This window comes from Nitrospirillum guanabarense (genome assembly GCF_034653355.1).
Classification (GTDB): Bacteria; Pseudomonadota; Alphaproteobacteria; order Azospirillales; family Azospirillaceae; genus Nitrospirillum.
This window is the reverse complement of the sequence record NZ_JAYEER010000004.1, coordinates 1,435,327-1,453,033: the sequence shown is the minus strand read 5'-3', so window position 1 is coordinate 1,453,033 and position 17,707 is coordinate 1,435,327. Positions and strand designations below refer to the sequence as shown.

The 17,707-nt window shown below is 66.6% G+C and carries 15 protein-coding genes; 4 read left to right on the top strand and 11 right to left on the bottom strand.

The features are described from left to right. Positions 1–94: 94 nt before the first annotated feature. Positions 95–1,102, bottom strand: coding sequence for an AraC family transcriptional regulator (locus tag UAA55_RS24680; protein ID WP_322956103.1), 1,008 nt, complete (start codon positions 1,100–1,102; stop codon positions 95–97). 414 nt (positions 1,103–1,516) lie between these two features. Between UAA55_RS24680 and UAA55_RS24675 the strand changes: the two genes are divergently transcribed. Continuing rightward, a complete protein-coding gene (locus UAA55_RS24675; protein ID WP_322956101.1) occupies positions 1,517–2,992 on the top strand; it encodes a methyl-accepting chemotaxis protein in 1,476 nt (491 codons plus the stop codon). A 235-nt stretch (positions 2,993–3,227) separates the two neighbouring features. On the opposite strand, the gene flgH is transcribed toward UAA55_RS24675, so the two are convergent. The 5 genes from flgH to UAA55_RS24650 all read right to left on the bottom strand — a co-directional run bounded on the left by flgH (position 3,228) and on the right by UAA55_RS24650 (position 7,316). After that, positions 3,228–3,983: a flagellar basal body L-ring protein FlgH gene (flgH, locus tag UAA55_RS24670; protein WP_322956099.1), complete on the bottom strand. Its 756-nt coding sequence runs from the start codon at positions 3,981–3,983 to the stop codon at positions 3,228–3,230. An 11-nt stretch (positions 3,984–3,994) separates the two neighbouring features. Continuing rightward, positions 3,995–4,981 carry a flagellar basal body P-ring formation chaperone FlgA gene (gene flgA, locus UAA55_RS24665; RefSeq protein WP_322956097.1) on the bottom strand — a complete coding sequence of 329 codons (987 nt, stop codon included), beginning with the start codon at positions 4,979–4,981 and terminating at the stop codon, positions 3,995–3,997. Positions 4,982–5,006: 25 nt separating this feature from the next. Next, a complete protein-coding gene (gene flgG / locus UAA55_RS24660) occupies positions 5,007–5,792 on the bottom strand; it encodes a flagellar basal-body rod protein FlgG (RefSeq protein WP_004272664.1) in 786 nt (261 codons plus the stop codon). Positions 5,793–5,829: 37 nt separating this feature from the next. Continuing rightward, on the bottom strand, positions 5,830–6,549 hold the full coding sequence (gene flgF, locus UAA55_RS24655) for a flagellar basal-body rod protein FlgF (protein WP_322956095.1): 720 nt from the start codon (positions 6,547–6,549) through the stop codon (positions 5,830–5,832). A gap of 290 nt (positions 6,550–6,839) precedes the next feature. Beyond that, positions 6,840–7,316 (bottom strand): peptidylprolyl isomerase, encoded by a 477-nt coding sequence (locus tag UAA55_RS24650; protein WP_322956094.1) that lies wholly within the window; start codon positions 7,314–7,316, stop codon positions 6,840–6,842. A 463-nt stretch (positions 7,317–7,779) separates the two neighbouring features. Here UAA55_RS24650 and UAA55_RS24645 point away from each other — a divergent pair, with 463 nt between their 5' ends. After that, complete coding sequence (locus tag UAA55_RS24645) at positions 7,780–10,269, top strand: intermembrane phospholipid transport protein YdbH family protein (protein ID WP_322956093.1); 2,490 nt, start codon at positions 7,780–7,782, stop codon at positions 10,267–10,269. On the opposite strand, the gene UAA55_RS24640 is transcribed toward UAA55_RS24645, so the two are convergent. From UAA55_RS24640 to UAA55_RS24620, 5 genes are all read right to left on the bottom strand, one after another. Then, positions 10,222–10,986, bottom strand: coding sequence for a hypothetical protein (locus tag UAA55_RS24640; protein WP_322956092.1), 765 nt, complete (start codon positions 10,984–10,986; stop codon positions 10,222–10,224). The genes UAA55_RS24645 and UAA55_RS24640 overlap by 48 nt on opposite strands. Before the next feature lie 146 nt (positions 10,987–11,132). Continuing rightward, positions 11,133–11,750 carry a glutathione peroxidase gene (locus UAA55_RS24635; protein ID WP_322956091.1) on the bottom strand — a complete coding sequence of 206 codons (618 nt, stop codon included), beginning with the start codon at positions 11,748–11,750 and terminating at the stop codon, positions 11,133–11,135. Positions 11,751–11,850: 100 nt separating this feature from the next. Beyond that, positions 11,851–14,172 carry an LPS-assembly protein LptD gene (locus UAA55_RS24630; RefSeq protein ID WP_322956090.1) on the bottom strand — a complete coding sequence of 774 codons (2,322 nt, stop codon included), beginning with the start codon at positions 14,170–14,172 and terminating at the stop codon, positions 11,851–11,853. 252 nt (positions 14,173–14,424) lie between these two features. Further along, entirely contained in the window at positions 14,425–14,667 is a 243-nt protein-coding gene (locus UAA55_RS24625; RefSeq protein ID WP_322956088.1) for an Lrp/AsnC ligand binding domain-containing protein, read from the bottom strand. Between the two features lie 32 nt (positions 14,668–14,699). Then, positions 14,700–16,325, bottom strand: coding sequence for a DEAD/DEAH box helicase (locus tag UAA55_RS24620; RefSeq protein ID WP_322956086.1), 1,626 nt, complete (start codon positions 16,323–16,325; stop codon positions 14,700–14,702). Positions 16,326–16,659: 334 nt separating this feature from the next. On the opposite strand from UAA55_RS24620, the gene UAA55_RS24615 reads away from it, so the two are divergent. Together UAA55_RS24615 and UAA55_RS24610 are read left to right on the top strand one after the other, a co-directional pair. Beyond that, positions 16,660–17,337: an alpha/beta fold hydrolase gene (locus UAA55_RS24615; RefSeq protein ID WP_322956084.1), complete on the top strand. Its 678-nt coding sequence runs from the start codon at positions 16,660–16,662 to the stop codon at positions 17,335–17,337. A gap of 201 nt (positions 17,338–17,538) precedes the next feature. Continuing rightward, a complete protein-coding gene (locus UAA55_RS24610; RefSeq protein ID WP_157999429.1) occupies positions 17,539–17,688 on the top strand; it encodes a hypothetical protein in 150 nt (49 codons plus the stop codon). Positions 17,689–17,707 lie beyond the last annotated feature (19 nt).

The window sequence follows — 17,707 nt, the reverse complement described above, 5'->3', positions numbered from 1 at the left end:
GCCACTGGCGTTCAGGCCGATCTATTCGACCACCCGCACGGGGGCGCGGGTGGTCGAAGCTCCAACGAGGCGCGGCCGTTCAGAGGTGGCCGCGTCATCTTCCAGCCGGCCCGCGATGGCGGCGCAAGACGGTGGAGGGGGGCTCGCCAAAGGCGTTCAGGAAGTCCTTGCTGAAGCGGCTCAGGTCGCCGTAGCCGCATGAGAGGGCGATGTCGGTTACCGTCAGTGCCGGTTGCCCGCTCTCGGCCAAGCGCCGCGCCTTCTGAAGCCGGGTGCGCTTCACAAACTCCATGGGTGAATAGCCGCGGCATTGGGCGAAGGCGCGAAAGACGCTACGCGCGCTTGCCCCCGTCACCGCGACGATGTCCTCGATTGTCAGCGGCTCTTCGGCGTGGGCTTGGATAAAGTCTTCCGCGCGCCGCACTTGCCAGGGAGCGATCCCTTGGACGGGACCTTCCAGGATGTGGCGGTGGCTATGGACGCCGGTGACCAGCAACGCGGTTGTCAACGCCTGTTCCAGCTCGGTCAGGACCAGGCGACCGCCTGGCCCCGGTAAATTGTTCGCGGCGCTGGCCAAACTGGAAAAGATCTCTTTCAAAGCGCGCCCCTTCGGCGCCCTGAGGTCCAGCGCGGCCTCAAAACGCAGGGGGCCGCTAATTGCCTCGCCAGTAAGGCTCGCCAGCTTGCGTGTCAGGCCGGCGATGGGCACGCGCCAGGCGAATTGCTGGAAACCTTGATGGAAGTCGATCTTGGCGTCGGCGGAGGAGACGCAGGCCATGGTGGGGGCAAGCGCGACATCGCTACCGTTTGTGCTGGTCAAACCACGTCCTGTCCAAGGTATTTGCAGCCTCAAATACGCCCCTTCGGGGAAGCCCAGGGTGACCGGGAAGCCGTAGGCGCAATACCAAAGGTCGCTTCCAGGCAGATGACAATGACTGATCCGGGTGTGGCCCGCCGCGGTGGACGAGGGGCCCCGCAGGGCCGTCACGGAAAGGCGGCTTTCAACGAACGCCACAGCCTCGTCAGCCTTCGACGTGTTGAGGGACAGATGATTGGACAGCGGTAGGGACGCCGTTTCGGTATCCGCGTGGTCGGTGGCCAACGTCCTAACGTCCTCGCATCCAGGTGGCTGGTGGTGCATGCAACCAGGACCAACTCATATCATCGGCACGTCGATCAAGCCACTCAGCGGTGGTCAACCTAACCTGATGAGCTAAAGATATGGCGCTGTTTGCCAAATCATGTCAGGTATAAACAAGCAAAATACCCGAAATAATATAGAATAAAATGCCGCATTGCCAAATTTGTATAAACCGAAATAGAAATATAAAACATTGTAACATAGGCGCGGTCGGGCCGATATATAACCTTTTTATCGTCATTTATTAAATAAGATCAACGGATCATTAACGAATTTTGCTTCAAATTTTTGCCCGTGAGCGCGGCTATAAAATATTCACGACGGCTATACGCCTCTGAAGCCGCCAGATCAGCCATAAATATGTGGAGAGGCCCGATGTTCGAAACGCGTCGCACCCGTGAAATGGCCGGGAAGTTGGCGGCCTTGGACAAGTCCCAGGCCATCATTGAGTTCGCCCTCGATGGCACGATCCTGGCGGCCAACGCCAATTTCCTGACAGTCATGGGCTATGCCTGGGGCGAGATCAAAGGCCGGCATCACAGCCTGTTCGTGGAGCCCTTGATCAAGGAAAGCGCCGAGTACGCGCAGTTTTGGGATGCCCTGCGAAGGGGCGAATTCCAGGCGGCGCAATTCAAGCGCATTGGCAAGGGTGGAAAGGAAGTCTGGATCGAGGCGAGCTACAACCCGATCTGCGACCGGAGGGGACGTCCTTTCAAGGTGGTCAAATTCGCTACCGATGTGACGGCGCGGAAGATGGAATACGTGGACATGCGTGGTCAGGTCGAGGCGATCAACAAATCATTGGCGGTCATCGAGTTCGCGATGGATGGCACCATCCTGACCGCGAATGGGAATTTCCTTCGGACCATGGGGTATTCCCTCGATGAAATACGGGGGTGCCACCACAGTTTATTCGTTGAACCGGAGATGCGGGACAGTGGCGCCTACCAAGCCTTCTGGCGGGATTTGCGGCGCGGTGAATTCCGTGCGGCGCAATTCAAACGTCTCGGCAAAGGCGGGAAGGAGATCTGGATCGAAGCGTCCTACAATCCCATTCTCGACCTTAACGGCAAGCCATTCAAAGTGGTGAAGTATGCGACCGACATCACTTCGCAGATCCAGACGATGGCTGACCTGAAGATCCTCATCGACCGAAACTTCGGTGAGATCGATCAGGCCGTGACGCAGTCGACGCGGCAGTCGGAGGACGCCGCCCAAGCCGCAGGCGAAACGTCCGGTGTGGTGCAGACGATGGCATCGAGCGCGGAGGAGTTGGCCGCCTCCATCCGGGAAATCGCGCAGAGCATGACCCAGTCCCGGTCGGCGACTGAAAATACCGCCGAGCTGGCGGTGCGTGCCGACACGGCGACCCAACGTCTGGCGGCGGTCGCCAAATCCATGGAGGGGGTGGTGGACGTCATCCGCACCATTGCCGGCCAGATCAATTTGCTGGCGTTGAACGCCACCATCGAGGCCGCGCGGGCGGGGGACGCCGGCAAGGGATTCGCCGTGGTGGCGACGGAGGTCAAGAATCTGGCCGACCAGTCCGCCAAGGCCACTCAAAAGATCTCGGAGGAGATCGAGGGCATGCAGGCCGTGTCCAGCGACGTGGTCGCTTCCCTGGATGCCATCCGCCACTCCATAAGCGCGGTGCGGGAGTTCGTGACGTCGACCGCCAGCGCCGTGGAGGAGCAAAGCGCCGTCACCCGTGACATGTCGTCGAACATGCAGAGGACGGCCGGTGCCGTCGAAACGGTGACCCGCAGCCTGTCCAGCATATCGGCCGCCAATCAGCAGGTGGGCCAGGCGGTGGGACGGACCAAGGAGGCCGCGCGCGTCCTGGCCCGTTGATCCTGATCGACCAGCCAGTCCCTGGATAAAAGAAGGGCCGGTGCACGCGACACCGGCCCTTTTTAGTTTGTTCGAGGTCAACAAAGGTCCACAGAGGCCCCGTGGACACGGGGGGGACTAACAGGTGAAAATGGAACTCGGACGATTTCGTGTCGGCCGCGCCGGCCGGGTGGAGGGAAGCCCGGCGGCGGGGGCACCGCCAGGCCGCTTGTCGGGGATGATGGTCAGAGGGTCATCAGAAGGGTAGGAGGACATCCAGCAACTGCTGGCCGTAGCGTTCCTGCTGCACGTCGGTGATCTGGCCTCGGCCGCCGTAGGAGATGCGGGCTTCGGCGATCTTCTCGTACGAGATGGCGTTGGTGTTGTCGATGTCCTCGGGCCGGATGATGCCCTGGATGGTCAGCTCGCGCAGTTCGTAGTTCACGCGCACTTCCTGCTTGCCCTGGATGACCAGGTTGCCGTTGGGCAGGACCTGGGTGATCAGGGCGGCGATCTTCAGGTCGATCTTTTCGGACCGGGCGACCGTGCCCTTGCCGTCCGAGGCCTTGGCGCTGGTGGTGGACACCAGGCTGGAGGCCGAGGTGGCGGAATTCAGCACCTTGGGGATCTGCGCCTCCAGGCCGAAGAAGTTGGGGATGCCCATGCTGTCGGAATTGGCGCGGGACCGCTTGGTCTCGTTGGAGACGTCGGCGCTGTCGTTGATGGAGATGGCGATGGTCAGGATGTCGCCGGTCTGGCTGGCGCGCTGGTCCTTGAAGAAGGCGCGGGCACCCGGGCGCCACAGCGAGTTGGCCTGACGCTCCAGCACCGGCGGGGTGGGCATGGGCATGCGCACCGGCTGATAGCCCTTCTGCGCCGTGGGATCGGACAGGGTGCTCATGTCCGGCGCCTTGCCGATGTTGTTGATGCGGTCGACGGCGCCGCAGCCGCTGAGCGCCACGGTGGCGACGGTGGCGATGAGGAGAGCACGGATGGTGGAAGGCACAGGCATGATGTCTCTCCTCAATTCAGGGCGGTGCGGGTGGCGCGGGCGGCGGTGTTGAACTGCGCCTGGGGGGCCTGGGCCGTGGGCTGCACCATGACAAGATCGGGACCGGCGACGCGGGCGTCGATGGTCCGGTTGCTGGCGGTGTTGGTGACGCGGATGATCTCGTTGATGCCGCCTTCGGTCTGGGCGCGGCCCTGGACCGTCAGGGTCATGTTGCCCGACTGCAGCATCATGGTGACCAGGGCGCCGCGGGTGACCACCACCGGCGCCCGCACCTCATCGATGCGCACCGGCTGGTAGGGGCTGGCGCCGTGGCGCACGGTCAGGCCGATCAGGTCGCGGGCCTCGGTCACCACGTCGCCGCTGATGCGGGTGCGCGGCACCTTGCTCCATTCCACGTCGCTGGCGGCGATGGTCTCGCCCGGGGCGACGCGGCGGTTCAGCACCGGCAGGGTGACCATGACGGCCACACGGGCGCCGAAGCTCTGGCGGATGACGGGCTCGCCCTTGGCGGGGATCACCAGGTCGCCGGTGGCGCGGCCGCGGGCCGCGTCGTAGTTCACGTTGGCGAAGCCGATGCTGCTGTCGCTGTTGGCCGGCAGGCGCAGGACGGTGCCGGGGTTGTCCAGCTGCACTTCCATGCCGGCCGGCGCGCCGGCGTCGGCCAGAGCCTTGGTGAAGGCGGCCTGGATCTGGTCGGCGGTGACATCCACCGACGGGCGGCTGACGATCACCCGTTCATTGCCGGTGGACTTCCAATTCACACCATTCGCGGCGGCGATGCGGTCCAGCACCGAGGCGTCGTAGGTGATGCGGTGGCCGGGCGCCGGGGCCTGGCCGATGACGATGGTGGCCTGGTTGGGGCCCAGCGCGTCGAACAGGTCGCCCAGGTGGATGGTGTCGGCGTTGACGTCCACGTCGCCGTGCAGGTCGGCGGCCACGGCGGCGCCGGCGCTGAACAGGATGCTGGTGCCCAGCAGGATGGTGGCCAAGGCTTTCATGACTGTTCTCCGCTTCCCGCCGCCGTCACTTCATGTTCGTGATGGACTGCAGCATCTGGTCCGTCGTGGTCACGACGCGCGAGTTCATCTCGTAGGCGCGCTGCGCCTGGATCAGGTTGGTGATCTCGGTCACGACGTTGACGTTGGAGGTTTCCAGCGCGTTCTGGGTGATGCGGCCGAAGCCGGTGGAGCCGGGGACGGCGGTGACCGGTTGGCCCGAGGCCGGGGTTTCCAGCAGCAGGTTGTCACCGATGGCTTCCAGGCCGGCCGCGTTGGGAAAGTTCGCCAGGGTCAGCTGGCCGACGATGGCCGGGTTCACCTGGCCGTCGATCTTGGCCTGCACCTGGCCCGAGGCGTCCACCGAGATGTCCACCGCGTTCTGGGGAAGGGTGAAGCCGGGGTTCAGCAGATAGCCGTCGGAGGTGACGACCTGGCTGTTGGCGTTCAGCGAGAAGGAACCGGCGCGGGTGTAGGCGATCTGGCCGCTGGGCAGCGTCACCTGGAAGAAGCCGTTGCCGTTGATGGCCAGGTCCAGGCTGTTGCCGGTGGTGGTGATGTTGCCCTGCTCGTTGATGCGGTACACGGCCGCCGTCTTCACGCCGGCGCCGATCTGGATGCCGGTGGGGACGATGGTGCCGGCGTCTGACGAGTTGGAACCGACGCGCCGCATGTTCTGGTAGAGCAGGTCCTGGAATTCGGCGCGCTGCCGCTTGAATCCGGTCGTCGTCATGTTCGCGATGTTGTTCGAGATGACTTCGACGTTGGTCTGCTGGGCCTGCATGCCCGTGGCGGCGATGGAGAGGCTGCGCATGATCTGTTTCTCCTACTTCTTCGGCGTCACGGGGGCGTTATTGGGCTTTGGCGAGGTGGGTGATCGCGTTGCGGATGCGATCGTGTTCCTCGTCCACCAGCTTCTGGGTCATCTGGTATTGGCGCAGCACGTCGATCATCACGGTGGATTCGACGATGGCCTGCACGTTGGAGGCTTCGACCGCGCCCTGCGTCAGCTGCGGGTTGGCCGATGGGCGTGGCGTCTGGGTGGTGGTCATCAGGCCGCCGCCCAGGGTCTGCATCTGCTGTTGGTCGTCGAAGCTGACGATCTTCAGCTTGCCCAGCTGGGCGCGGTCGGCCATCACAGTACCGTCGCCCTGGATCTTCAGGTCGGTGGTGCCGTCGGGGACGGTGATGCGGTTGTCGTTGGTGTCCAGCACGGGCAGGCCGTTCTGGTCCACGATCTCACGGCGGTCGTTCAGCTGGAAATTGCCGGCGCGGGTGTAGCGCGGGCCGGACAACGTCTCCACCGTGAAGTACCCATCGCCCTTCAGCGCCAGGTCCAGGGTGTTGTTGGTCACCTGCAGGGCGCCGGCGCGGGTGTCACGCATCAGGCCATAGTCCTGGACGAAGGAGACCCGTTCGCCGCGGGCCGGCTTCTCCAGGTATTCCTGGAACAGCATGCGCTGCTGCTTGTAGCCCGTCGTGTTCATGTTGGCGATGTTGTTCGCCACCACATCCAGCTGCCGGGACAGCGCCTCCTGACGGGACAGCGCCACGTAAATCGGGTTTTCCATTTTCGCCTCGAACGTCGCTACCGGTCGATGCCGGCCGCTTGTTAGTCGCCTCCCTATATGCAGGGGGCGTGCCAACATTCGAGATCGATTAAAATCAATCGCTTAGCTCGGAAGGGGGTAGGCAAGGGTGGCAGGGGGTTCCCCTCGCGGCAGTTTCTGCCGGACCAGGGGGGCCAAACCCGTCCCGGGTGGCCGTTTTTACCCCCTGACCTTGCCCCAGCCCGAAAAGCGACCGCCCGCCCCCTAGGGGGCGGGCGGTCGAACTTGAACCGGAACGCGGGATGTCAGGGTCAGGCGGCGTCGGCCGCGACCTGCATCTTCACGATCTTGTCGGGGTCGGTGACGCTGCCGTTGTCGCGGCGGCTGCCCTTCTTCAGGGCGTCGACGAATTCCATGCCCTCGGTGACCTTGCCCCAGACGGTGTACTGGCGGTCCAGGAAGGTGGCGTCATCGAAGCAGATGAAGAACTGGCTGTCGGCGCTGTCCGGGTTCATGGCGCGGGCCATGGAGCAGACGCCGCGCACGTGCGGCTCGGCCGAGAATTCCGCCTTCAGCTTCTTGCCCGAACCGCCGGTGCCGTCGCCGAGGGGGCAGCCGCCCTGGGCCATGAAGCCCTCGATGACGCGGTGGAAGTTCAGGCCGTCGTAGAAGCCGTCGCGGGCCAGTTCCTTGATGCGGGCGACGTGGTTGGGGGCGAGGTCAGGGCGGAGCGCGATGACGACGCGGCCGGCCGGCAGGTCGAGATACAGGGTGTTCTCAAGATCCATTTTGGGAAGCTCGTTCTTGTGGTGGGCGCGTCCGTATCCGGCTTTGCCGGTCGGCGGACCATAGCGCCCCCGCCGGCCGATTTGAACCGCCCTTGTGGCGCAGCCGCCCCCCGCCTGCGGCAAAATTCGTGGGAGGGATGATCAAAACCGGCAAGCCGTTTGCATGAGGGGGCGGTGAAGCGTCGGGGGCCGGACCTTCCTGCCGCACACAGGGGGCTGTGGTGCCGCTTGTGGTCCGCCGCCGGTCTTGCCACTCTCCACCACGGTTCCGGGTGCCGCCGGGGCCGGGAAGGGATCTGTACACCCCATGTCCATGCCGCCGTTACGGCCGCCGCCCGGAATGCGGCCTCCCGACCTGCGGGGTCCCAAGGCCAAGCGCGCCAGGCCGCTTCGCCTGTGGCGCGTGCCGGTCCCGTTTCCTGGACGGTTGCCGCCGCTGGGGATGCGCTGGCTATGGGGCTTGGTGCCGGTGATCCTTGCCATCACGGGGATGATCCTGGCCGGGCGGCTGATTTTGCCAGGCACGGCGGAACAGCGCTTGAAAGCGGCCCTGGCCGGGGCCGGTTTTCCCGACGCCCAGGTGACGGTGCGGCATGCCGGCTGGGGCTGGCTGGAGGCGGGCGTGCGCCTGCAACCCGGGCTGGAGGCCGACACGGCGCTGGTGACCTTCGCCGGCCTGCTGCCTTGGGGGGAGCCCGCGCGTCTGGCCTTGACCGGCATCAGCCTGGACATGGGCCATCTGAACGGCCCAGCACTGACCCGACTGATCGACCTGCCCATCGATCATGTGGATATCGGTTCGGTCCAGCTGATCCACCGCGACTGGTCGCTGCCCTTGGCCCTGCATGCCACACTGGACCACAAGACGGAAGACGCGGCGGAAGTCGGCGCCTGGCAGGGGCAGGCGGTGATGGAACCGGCGGCCGGCTGGCCGTCGCTGGCCGTCACCATCAACCTGGCCAAGACGGCGGCGGGCCCCGCGCTGCGATTGGACGCGGCCCCAGGCGCCACCCCCATGGTGTCAGCCACCCTGGTGGCTGGGGCCAAGGGCACGGCCAAGGCGGAAGTGACGGTGAAGGACTTGCGCGTGCGCGATTGGCCCGGCCCCCTTTCGGCCCATATGGCCGCGCAAGGGGACGGGGGAAGCTGGAGCGTGAGCGCCACCGCCGAGACGCCCAACGCGCACCTGGCCTTGGAGGGCGCCGAGCCCTGGACCGGCACGCAGGCCGCCATGACGACCGCCCCCTGGGGGGTGACCCTGCGGGTCCGGGGGGCCGGGGACTGGACCGGAGAAGGCCTGTTGACCGTGGCCGGCGCCGCCGATGCCGGCACCCTGGCCGTGACCGTGACGGCGGAGGACCTGACGGCGCCGGAGCTGCCGCTGATGGCGGCTTTCCTCAATGGCGGCGGAACCCTGAAGTCGGAGGGCGACGGCGCCTGGCATCTGGACCTGACCCGCCCGGCGCAGCTGGGCGGGCGTTTGCGGGACGGGCGGGGAACGCCGGTCAGCCTGGGCTGGGACCCTGGCGCCGATGGCCGCTTCGCCGTGACCTGGCGCGGCGGCTGGGGCAAGGAACGCCGGGGGCATGCCGAGGCGCAGGGCGCCCTGGTGGGGCGCCTGGGCCCGGCAGCCACCCCGTTGATCGCCGGGGGCACCACCGGCCTGCACGTCACCGCCGACTGGGATGCCGGAGGGCTGGGCGCCCTGGAGGCTTCCGCCGCGTCGGTGGAGGCGCCGGTGCTGCTGGGCGGCACGCTGGAAGGCGCCCATCTGTCCGCCGGCTTCGATCACGCCAACCGTGCCAATCCCTGGCAGATCACCCTGGATGGCGGCCGTGTGCAGGGCACGGTGCTGCCGCCCCTGGCGCTGGCCGTCACACTGTCCGGCGACCCGGCCGCCACCATGACCCTGGCCGGCCAGGCTCGGGGACTGGGCACTCCCCTGATCCTGGGGCTCAGCGGCCATTGGATCGGGGCGGAAAAACGGGGGGAGGCGGCGGCGGTGCTGGAACCGTTGACCCTGTCCAACGTGCCAGACCTCACCCGCTTGCTGCCCGGTGCCGGCTTGGCGGGACCAATCCAGGGACTGGGCACGGTGGCGGGCCGGGCCCGCCTATCCTGGGACCAGGGGCGTCTGACCGGGTCGGGGGAGGTGCGGGCGGAATCCGTCAACCTTGTCGGTCCGACACTGGCCATCGACGGCCTCAAGGGAGCGGTGGTGTTGGACGGGCTGGTCCCGCTGCACAGCCCGCCGTCACAGCATATCGAGGCCAAGGCCGTGCGGGCCGCCCTCGCGGTGGCGGATGTGGGAATGGATTTCCAGCTGGCGGATGGCCGGGTCCTGCTGCAGGGCGGCGACTTGGCTTGGGCCGGAGGCCATGTGCACTTGGCCCCGGATGAGGGCGGTGGCTTCAGCGCCACGGTGGCGGAGGTGGACCTGGCCCAGGCGCTGCCGGCGTGGACGGCGGCGGGATATCGTCTGCAGGGGAAGTTGAGCGGTCGCCTGCTGGGACGCTTCGACGGCATGGCGCCGGTGCTGGCCTATGGCGGTCTGCAGGCGGAGGCGCCCGGCCACATCGGCTATCCTGACGCCTATGGGGGCGACCCCACCGGCGCCGGCGTGCCGGTGGTGCTGAACCCCGACCGCAACGGCAAGGTGGCGCTGGTGACCCGGGCGCTGGCCGATTACGACTATCAGGCGCTGACGCTGGAGCCCAAGGGACCCATCCTGACCGATCCCCGCGCCCGCCTGCTGCTGCGCGGCGTGAATCGGGATTCTACGGCGGTTATCCGGTCGACCTGGACCTGGAACTGGACGCCGGCGACCTGTCGGCCACCGGCGCGCCGGAAAGGCGCCCGTGAAGAGGCAAAACCCAAGTCAGCGATGTGGGCTTTGCCCGCTCATTCAGGGAAACGGGCAATGGTCGCCCACCACATCCACGAAGGAGCGTGAGCCGGGGCTGATCTTGAAGCGGTATTCGGTGTCGTCGATGATCACCGAATGCTGCAGCGGCAGCATGCCCGTGGTCTGGGTTTCCTTGCCGTTCTTGTCGGTGAACTTCAGGGTCACCGGCTTGGCCGGATCGAACCAGGACTGCGGCGCGCCGTCCGGGCTGCGCGAGGTGGCGCCTTCGCCAGAGACGGTGATGGCGCCATCGGCGAAGCCGGCCGAGGTGTTGGGACCCTTGTACAGCGAGGTCGATAGGACGAAGCGCTTGGTTTCCGCCTTACCGCAGGACCGGGGTGTGCCCGTCTGCTCGATGATCAAGGCCAGGCGGCCGGCGTCCACGCCCTCCACCATCTTCTTGGCCAGCAGGTCCTTCAGCCGGCCCAGGTCGCCCGTGGGCACGTCGCGGTCATAGCGCACCTGCAGCTCGCTGACGCGCACCTCGGCGGTCTGCAGCGCCGCCTGCAGCTGGGCGACCTTGCGCTCCGTCTCCTCCTTGGCGGACTGAGCCTGGCTCAATTGCGTCTGCAAGCTCTGTTCCCGCCGGATCAGCTGTTCCTGGCCCACCTCGTAACTGAAGGCGCAGGCCACGCCGACGACACCGGCCAGCAGCAGGAACTTGCCCAGACGCCCCCAGAAGCGGCGGCGGGCCCGGCGGCTGTGATCATAGAGGCCATAACTCATGGTGGCGCCAACACCCAGCAGATAGGTCAGGGAGAACAAGGAATTAGTAAGCCCGGGAAACGACGTCTCCCGGGCCTGACCCTAGCGGGGCCGCTTCCCAAACTCAAGCGGCTGTCGGCCTATACGCAATCCGGGCTCGTGGGCGGGCCGATGGCCGGGGCGGTGGCCGGCCCGGTGGCGCCCCTTTAGCTGCTGTGGGGAAGGGCCGCGTCGACGGCGGCCTTCAATTCCGGCGATTCCGGTTCCACCTTGCTGGGGAAGGCGGCGATCAGCGCGCCTTCCGGGCTGATCAGGTACTTGTGGAAGTTCCACTTCGGCGCGCCCTTGGCGGCGCTGACCCACTTGTAGAAGGGGTGGGCCTTGTCGCCGGTCACCGTTTCCTTCTCCGTCATGGGGAAGTCGACGGCGAAATTGGCGTCGCAGAAATGCTTGATCTCCTGGTTGCTGCCCGGCTCCTGGTCGTGGAAGTCGTTGGCGGGCACGCCCAGCACCACCAGGCCCTTGTCCTTGTAGGCGGTGTAGAGGGCTTCCAGGCCCTTGTACTGCGGGGTGAAGCCGCAGAGCGAGGCGGTGTTCACCACCAGGATGGCCTTGCCTCTGAACTGGCTGAGTGGCAGCGGATCACCGTCGATGGAGGTGAACTTGTAATCGTAGGCCGAGCCCGCGGCGGAACTAGGCAAGCTCGACGTGGAGGGGGCGCCGGCGGCATCGACGGGACGGGTCGTCGCGAGGCCCGCGACGGCCACGGCGGCGATGGCAAGGCCCCGGCACAGGGCGCGGCGGTTCAGCAGGGAAGCGGGCATGGGGTTCTTCCTCGGGTATCGGCGGCGGGCCCCTTCTGCCTGGGGCGCCGCCTGGTCGCGATGGGGGAGTATAGGCCCCGTAACCGAGTTACCTGCAAAACTAATGTGAGGTGCCGGTGAAGGCGGGGCTGACGAACATGCCCAGCTTGTTGAAGATCATGCGGAAGTAAATGCGGTTGCCTGACGCCAGGCCGACGCGCTGGGCGTAATCGCGCTCCATGATCAGCGAGAAGGTGTAGCAGTCATCCTGGTAGGTGGTGGTCAGGCTGGTGGACACAGGGCCGCCGCCTTCGGCCAGGTTGTACCGGGTGGAAATGCCCACCGTATAGTACTTCAGGAAGGACGAGGTCACGCCGCCGCTGACTTCCTGCAGGTTGGCGGTGGTGTCGGCGGTGGTGCCGTTCTGCAGTTCGAGCTTGTTGATGTAGAGGTAGCTGCCCGACACACGGAAGATGGACGGACCGAACGACCCGGTGAAGTCGTGCATGCGCTGGGCGCCGGTGGTCGGATCCAGGCGGAAGCCGTAGCTGAGGTCCATCCACGGGCTGGGGGTCATCTCCAGGCGACCGACATAGTCGGACTGGCGGCTGTACAGGCCCGAATTGACGGCGAAGTCGGTGTTGTGCTGCAGGCGGTAGCTCTGGCCGAAGAACAGGGTGCTGCTGCCGCCGCCATTGCCGTAGACGCCGGCGCGGACACCGTAGGTCACGCGCTGGCCGCCATCCAGAAGGTCGACGCCGGGATAGCGGCTGAGCCGGAACAGGTTGGTGGAATCGAACTCGATGTCCTCGCTGTCCTCGTTCGGCAGGTCGCGGCTGTTATGATAATTAGGGGCCGCGGTGAAGGCCACGATGGGCTCGATCATCTCCGACACCGTGCCGTCCTCGCGCACGAAGGGCAGGCGGGTCATGATCTGGCCCTGGGGGAAGATGCGGACGCGGGTGAAATCATCCCTGGGGCCGCCGTTGGCGGCGTCCTTCAGGTTCCCGATGGCGTAGGCGTCGGTGCGTAACAGGGCGTTCACGGTGGTGACCATGCCCAGGCTGTTGGTGTAATCGCCCTGCCAGCCCGCCACCTGCGAGGCCCGGCGCGAGCGCACGCCCTGTTCACGCCACAGGTCCAGGTACTGCGCGTCGTAGGACCAGCGACCGCCCAGCGTCTCGCCCGGCTCGCCCAGGGCGCTGTAGGTGACCAGCGGCAGGGCCACCGGCTCTTCCAGCGTGTTGGACGGGCGCAGATCCTGGAAGCCGTAGATGCCGGCGTTGAAATAGTCGCGGCCGGCGAAATGCTCGGTGTAGAGGCGGCTGGTCAGCAGCTGTTCGGAGCTGTAGCTGTAGCGCAGCAGGAAATTGTCGTCCGTGACGCGGTTCAGGTCGAAGCCCCAGCGCCAGGAGTCATCGATGTCGAACCGCCCGACGCCCTGCACCCAGCCGCGCAATTCCTTGGGGCTGATGATGCCGTTGCTGGAGTTCTGGGTGTTCTCCGCGTAGGTCGCGGCGCCCTGCAGCTCGAGATAGCCGTTGGTGAAGCGCTCGCGGTACTTGGTACCGATCAGCAGGCCGTCATTGGCGCTGGGCGTCAGGTCGAACAGCAGATCCTTGTCCGGCGAGATGTCGTAATAATACTTCACCCGGGCGAACGTGCCCAAATTGCTGTTGTAGCCGATGGTGGGCGTCAGGAAGCCGCTGCGCCGGTCCACCGTGGGGTCGGGCATGGAAAAGGCGGGCATGTAGGTGATGGGCACGCCCGCCACCTCGATGGTGGCGTCACGAAAGTAGATGTCGTGCGACGCGTTGTCGTGCGTCACCTGCTTGGCGCGGATCTGCCAGGTGGGGGGCCGCGTCGGATCGTCCTCGCACAGCTTGCAGGGGCTGTAGGTGCCACGGGTGACGCGGGTGTAGCGGCCGTCGATGCGCTCCGCCTGGTAACCCGCCAGGCGACTGTTGTCCTGCAACAGCATGCGCGATTGGTCGACGAAGGCCTGCTTCTGGTCTTCGGTCAATTCCGCATAGTCGCCGAACATCACCTCGCCGTCCGGCTGGATCATGACGACGTGACCGCTGGCGGTGATGACGTTGGAGCGCTCGCTATAGCTGATGGTGTCGGCCAGCACGACGTGGCCGCCCTGCGACAGCTGCACGTTGCCGGTCGCGGTGGTGATGCCCAGCTCGTTGTCGGTGTCGACCTGGTCCGCCTCCAGCAGGACGGGCGGCTGGTCCTTCTTCGGCGCCGCCGGCGGGGCGGGAGGCGTGGCGGCCGGAGCCGCCTGGGGCCCGGCGGGGGGCGTGGCGGAAGAAGGGGCGGGCTGCTGTTGCGCCAGGGCCGTGCTGGACATCAGCCCCACCATCAGGGCGGCGGTGATGGCGGCATGCCGGCGCGTGGCGGCCGTGGGGCGCCCTTGAGTCAGGGGACGGGGGATCAACGGGCCGCACTCCCCATCAACTCGCCCAGGTGCTCGCATTGGGCGAGGGTGGAGATGCCGCCGTTCCGGGCCATGTGGCCGATGTCCTTGCTCCGCTTCATGGATCACCTTCTTGCCCATGCCGTGGGCCAAGTCAACACGGCTGGCCCGTTCCACGGGTTCATCCCCCGATATCGTCGGCGCCTGGCCCAGAAACGCCACCCTGGGAAAGGCCGCTGAGGCACCAGCCCCGCGAAGGGGCTGGCGGAGGGGTCAGGTGAAGGCCTTGAAGGTGATGATGGTGAAGGTGTCCTTGACGCCGGGGAGGGTCTGCAGGCGCTGGGTGACGAAATGGCCGATGTCGGCCTCGTCACCCAGATAGCACTTCATCATCAGGTCGTACTGACCGGAGATGGAATGGACCTCGGAAACCTCTTCCAAGGTCTCGACGGCCGAATTGGCCACGTCGTACGCCTTGCCCAGCTCGCACTTGATCTGCACGAAGATGGTCTGCATGGGGTGCTTCCAAGCCTCCGGCGTTCGCTCCGTCACGCCTCGGGCGTGTCGGAACCGTCAAAAGTTTCCGGCGGGACGGCGCGGGCCACGGGACGGGCCACGCGCAGCATGAACGCCGGCACGTCGTCGCCGAAGCCGACCACCGTCGGGCCGTCATCCTCGTCACGCCAGCGGCGGCGCGGCTCGCCCCGGTCGTCCTGGCGCGGGGGACGCGTGTCGTTGCGGCCGCTGTCCCCCCGATTGCCTTCGCGGGGGGCCTCGCTCCGGTTATCACGGTTCCGGTTGCGGTCGCGATCACGACCGCCACGATCCGGACGGTCCTGACGCTCGGGCCGCTCCTGGCGCTCCGGCCGGCGAGCCTCCACCGTCTCCTCCGCCACGGGCGTGGCATCGGCCTGAGCCTCGCGCGCGGCTTCGGGGGCGGCGTCCGTCCGGCTGCCACCACGGCGACGGCTGCCACCCTTGGCGGCGCCATCGCTTCGGCCGCCGCGACGGCGGCGTCCGCCGTCGCTCTCGCCCTCGGACATGTCCGGGGTCTCCAGGCCATCGATCATGATGCGCGGGATTTCCCGGCCGATCAGCTTTTCGATGGCGCCCAGCGTGCGGCTGTCGTCGGGCGTCGCCAGCATGAAGGCGCGGCCGGTCTTGCCGGCGCGGCCGGTGCGGCCGATGCGGTGGACGTAGTCGTCGGCGTGGTGGGGCACGTCGAAATTGAACACATGGCTGACGCCGGCGATGTCGATACCGCGGGCGGCCACGTCGCTGCAGCACAGCAGCGAGATTTCACCCTGGCGGAACTGCTCCAGCGTCTCGGTGCGCTTGGACTGCACCATGTCCCCATGCAGCGCGCCGGCGTTGAAGCCGTGCTTGGTCAGCGATTGGTGCAGGAGGGCGACGTCACGCTTGCGGTTGCAGAAGATGAAGGCGTTCTTCACGTCCTCCGTCCGCAGCAGGTGGCGCAGGGCCTCGCGCTTGTCCTCGCCCCGCACCATCGCCACCGCCTGGGTGACCGTGGCGGCGGGGGAGGCCGGCGGGGCCACCGTGATCTCGCGCGGGTTCATCAGGAAGGCGTCGGCGAGGCGGCGGATCTCCGGTGGCATGGTGGCCGAGAAGAACAACGTCTGGCGCATCTTGGGCAGCAGGCCGACGATGCGCTCGATGTCCGGGATGAAGCCCATGTCCAGCATGCGGTCGGCTTCGTCGATCACCAGGATCTTGATGTCCGACAGCAGGATGTTGCCGCGGTCGAACAGGTCCATCATGCGGCCGGGGGTGGCGATCAGGACGTCAACGCCACGCTCCAGCTTCTTGATCTGGTCGCCGAAGGATTCGCCGCCGATCAGCAGCGCCATGTTCAGCTTATGGTACTTGCCGTAGACCTCGAAGTTCTCGGCCACCTGGGCCGCCAGCTCGCGCGTCGGCTCCAGGATCAGCGAGCGCGGCATGCGGGCGCGGGCACGGCCCGATGCCAGGATGTCGATCATGGGCAGGGTGAACGACGCCGTCTTGCCGGTGCCGGTCTGGGCGCAGCCCAGCACGTCGCGACCCTGCAGCACCCAGGGGATCGCCTTTTCCTGAATCGGGGTCGGCTGGCTATAGCCCGCGTCTTCAACCGCGCGAAGGACTTCCGGGCCTAGCCCAATTTCCGAGAAAAGCATGCGACCTTGTATCTGTATGGTGTGCGTCGTTAAAAGGACGGGACCCGGCAGGACTGCCGCGCCCCCCTTGAACCAGGCGTCAGGCCGGCGGGGCCGCCATCCCGCGCCAAACCCGTCGTCAACGGGATCGGGACCGCGTCCGGGCCTGCACACGGCGGCCCGGCGCCGCCCATACCGGAACCATGCGCGACTTGGCGGAAGTCGCGGCATGGTCTAGGGTCGCGCGTTCGATATCAATTCCAGCCCGCAAGGGCAAGGATTTCCTTTAATGTCAACTGTTGTGTCACCTTCCGGGCCCCTTTCCGGGGTGGGAGGGAAGCCGGTTCTGATCCTGTTGCCCGGTTTGCTGTGCGACGCGGCCCTGTGGCGCCACCAGATGCGCGACCTGGCCGGCCAGGTCGAGGTGAGGGTGCCCGATCTGACGGGGGCCGAGTCGATGGTGGAACTGGCCGCCGGCGTGCTGACCGACGCGCCCGCGCGTTTCAGCCTGGCGGCCTTGTCCATGGGTGGTTACGTGGCGCTGGAGATCATGCGGCAAGCCGGTCACCGGGTGGAGCGTCTGGCCCTGATCGACACCTCCGCCCGGCCGGACGGCCCGGAGCAGCGCCGCCGGCGCCAGGGGCTGCTGGCGCTGGCCAGGACGGGCAGGTTCCAGGGGGTGACGCCGCGCCTGCTGCCGCAACTGCTGCATCCCGACCACCAGGCCGATCCCGCCATCGCCGGCGAGGTCATGGCCATGGCCGACCGGGTGGGCCGCGACGCCTTCATCCGGCAGCAGACCGCCATCCTGGGCAGGCCCGACAGCCGGGGCGACCTGGCCTCCATCCACTGCCCCACCCTGGTGGCGGTGGGGCGGGAGGACCAGGTGACGCCCCTGGAGTGCGCCGAGGAGATGGCCGGGATCATTCCCGGCGCCCGCCTGGCGGTGCTGGATCGGTGCGGCCACCTGCCGCCCATGGAACGGCCGGGAGAGACGACAAGCCTCTTGCGGGAATGGCTGCGGACGGCGTGACGCACCGCCGGGACGTTTGCTGTGGCCCCAACGACCCTTGTTTTAGCCGCCGGACGCCCCATCATCTCAGGAGATGACACCGCTTTGTCACCTGGCCGGTTGCGCATCTTGAGAAAACTGGTCTAGGCTTCCGTTGTCGGCGCAACCGTCCCATGACCTAGCGCCATTCGATTTGGCCACCTTGCTTTAAAGGACGACATCATGGTCACCATCGGCATCGCTGCTTTCCTCGGCCTCAGCCTGCTCGCCGCGTTGTCCATCGCCGCCGTGAAGCCGGCCGAAGCGAATGCCCACCATGGGCACGGCGGCCACGGCCATGACGACCACGGTCACGGCGGCCACGGCCACTAAGCCATTCCCTCTCCGATTT

Excerpts from the sequence above, each read along its gene's own strand:
- UAA55_RS24675 (WP_322956101.1), top strand. The coding sequence starts at position 1,517 with ATGTTCGAAACGCGTCGCACCCGTGAAATGGCCGGGAAGTTGGCGGCC.
- flgH (WP_322956099.1), bottom strand. The coding sequence starts at position 3,983 with ATGCCTGTGCCTTCCACCATCCGTGCTCTCCTCATCGCCACCGTCGCC.
- flgA (WP_322956097.1), bottom strand. The coding sequence starts at position 4,981 with ATGAAAGCCTTGGCCACCATCCTGCTGGGCACCAGCATCCTGTTCAGC.
- flgG (WP_004272664.1), bottom strand. The coding sequence starts at position 5,792 with ATGCGCAGCCTCTCCATCGCCGCCACGGGCATGCAGGCCCAGCAGACC.
- flgF (WP_322956095.1), bottom strand. The coding sequence starts at position 6,549 with ATGGAAAACCCGATTTACGTGGCGCTGTCCCGTCAGGAGGCGCTGTCC.
- UAA55_RS24650 (WP_322956094.1), bottom strand. The coding sequence starts at position 7,316 with ATGGATCTTGAGAACACCCTGTATCTCGACCTGCCGGCCGGCCGCGTC.
- UAA55_RS24635 (WP_322956091.1), bottom strand. The coding sequence starts at position 11,750 with ATGCCCGCTTCCCTGCTGAACCGCCGCGCCCTGTGCCGGGGCCTTGCC.
- UAA55_RS24625 (WP_322956088.1), bottom strand. The coding sequence starts at position 14,667 with ATGCAGACCATCTTCGTGCAGATCAAGTGCGAGCTGGGCAAGGCGTAC.
- UAA55_RS24620 (WP_322956086.1), bottom strand. The coding sequence starts at position 16,325 with ATGCTTTTCTCGGAAATTGGGCTAGGCCCGGAAGTCCTTCGCGCGGTT.
- UAA55_RS24610 (WP_157999429.1), top strand. The coding sequence starts at position 17,539 with ATGGTCACCATCGGCATCGCTGCTTTCCTCGGCCTCAGCCTGCTCGCC.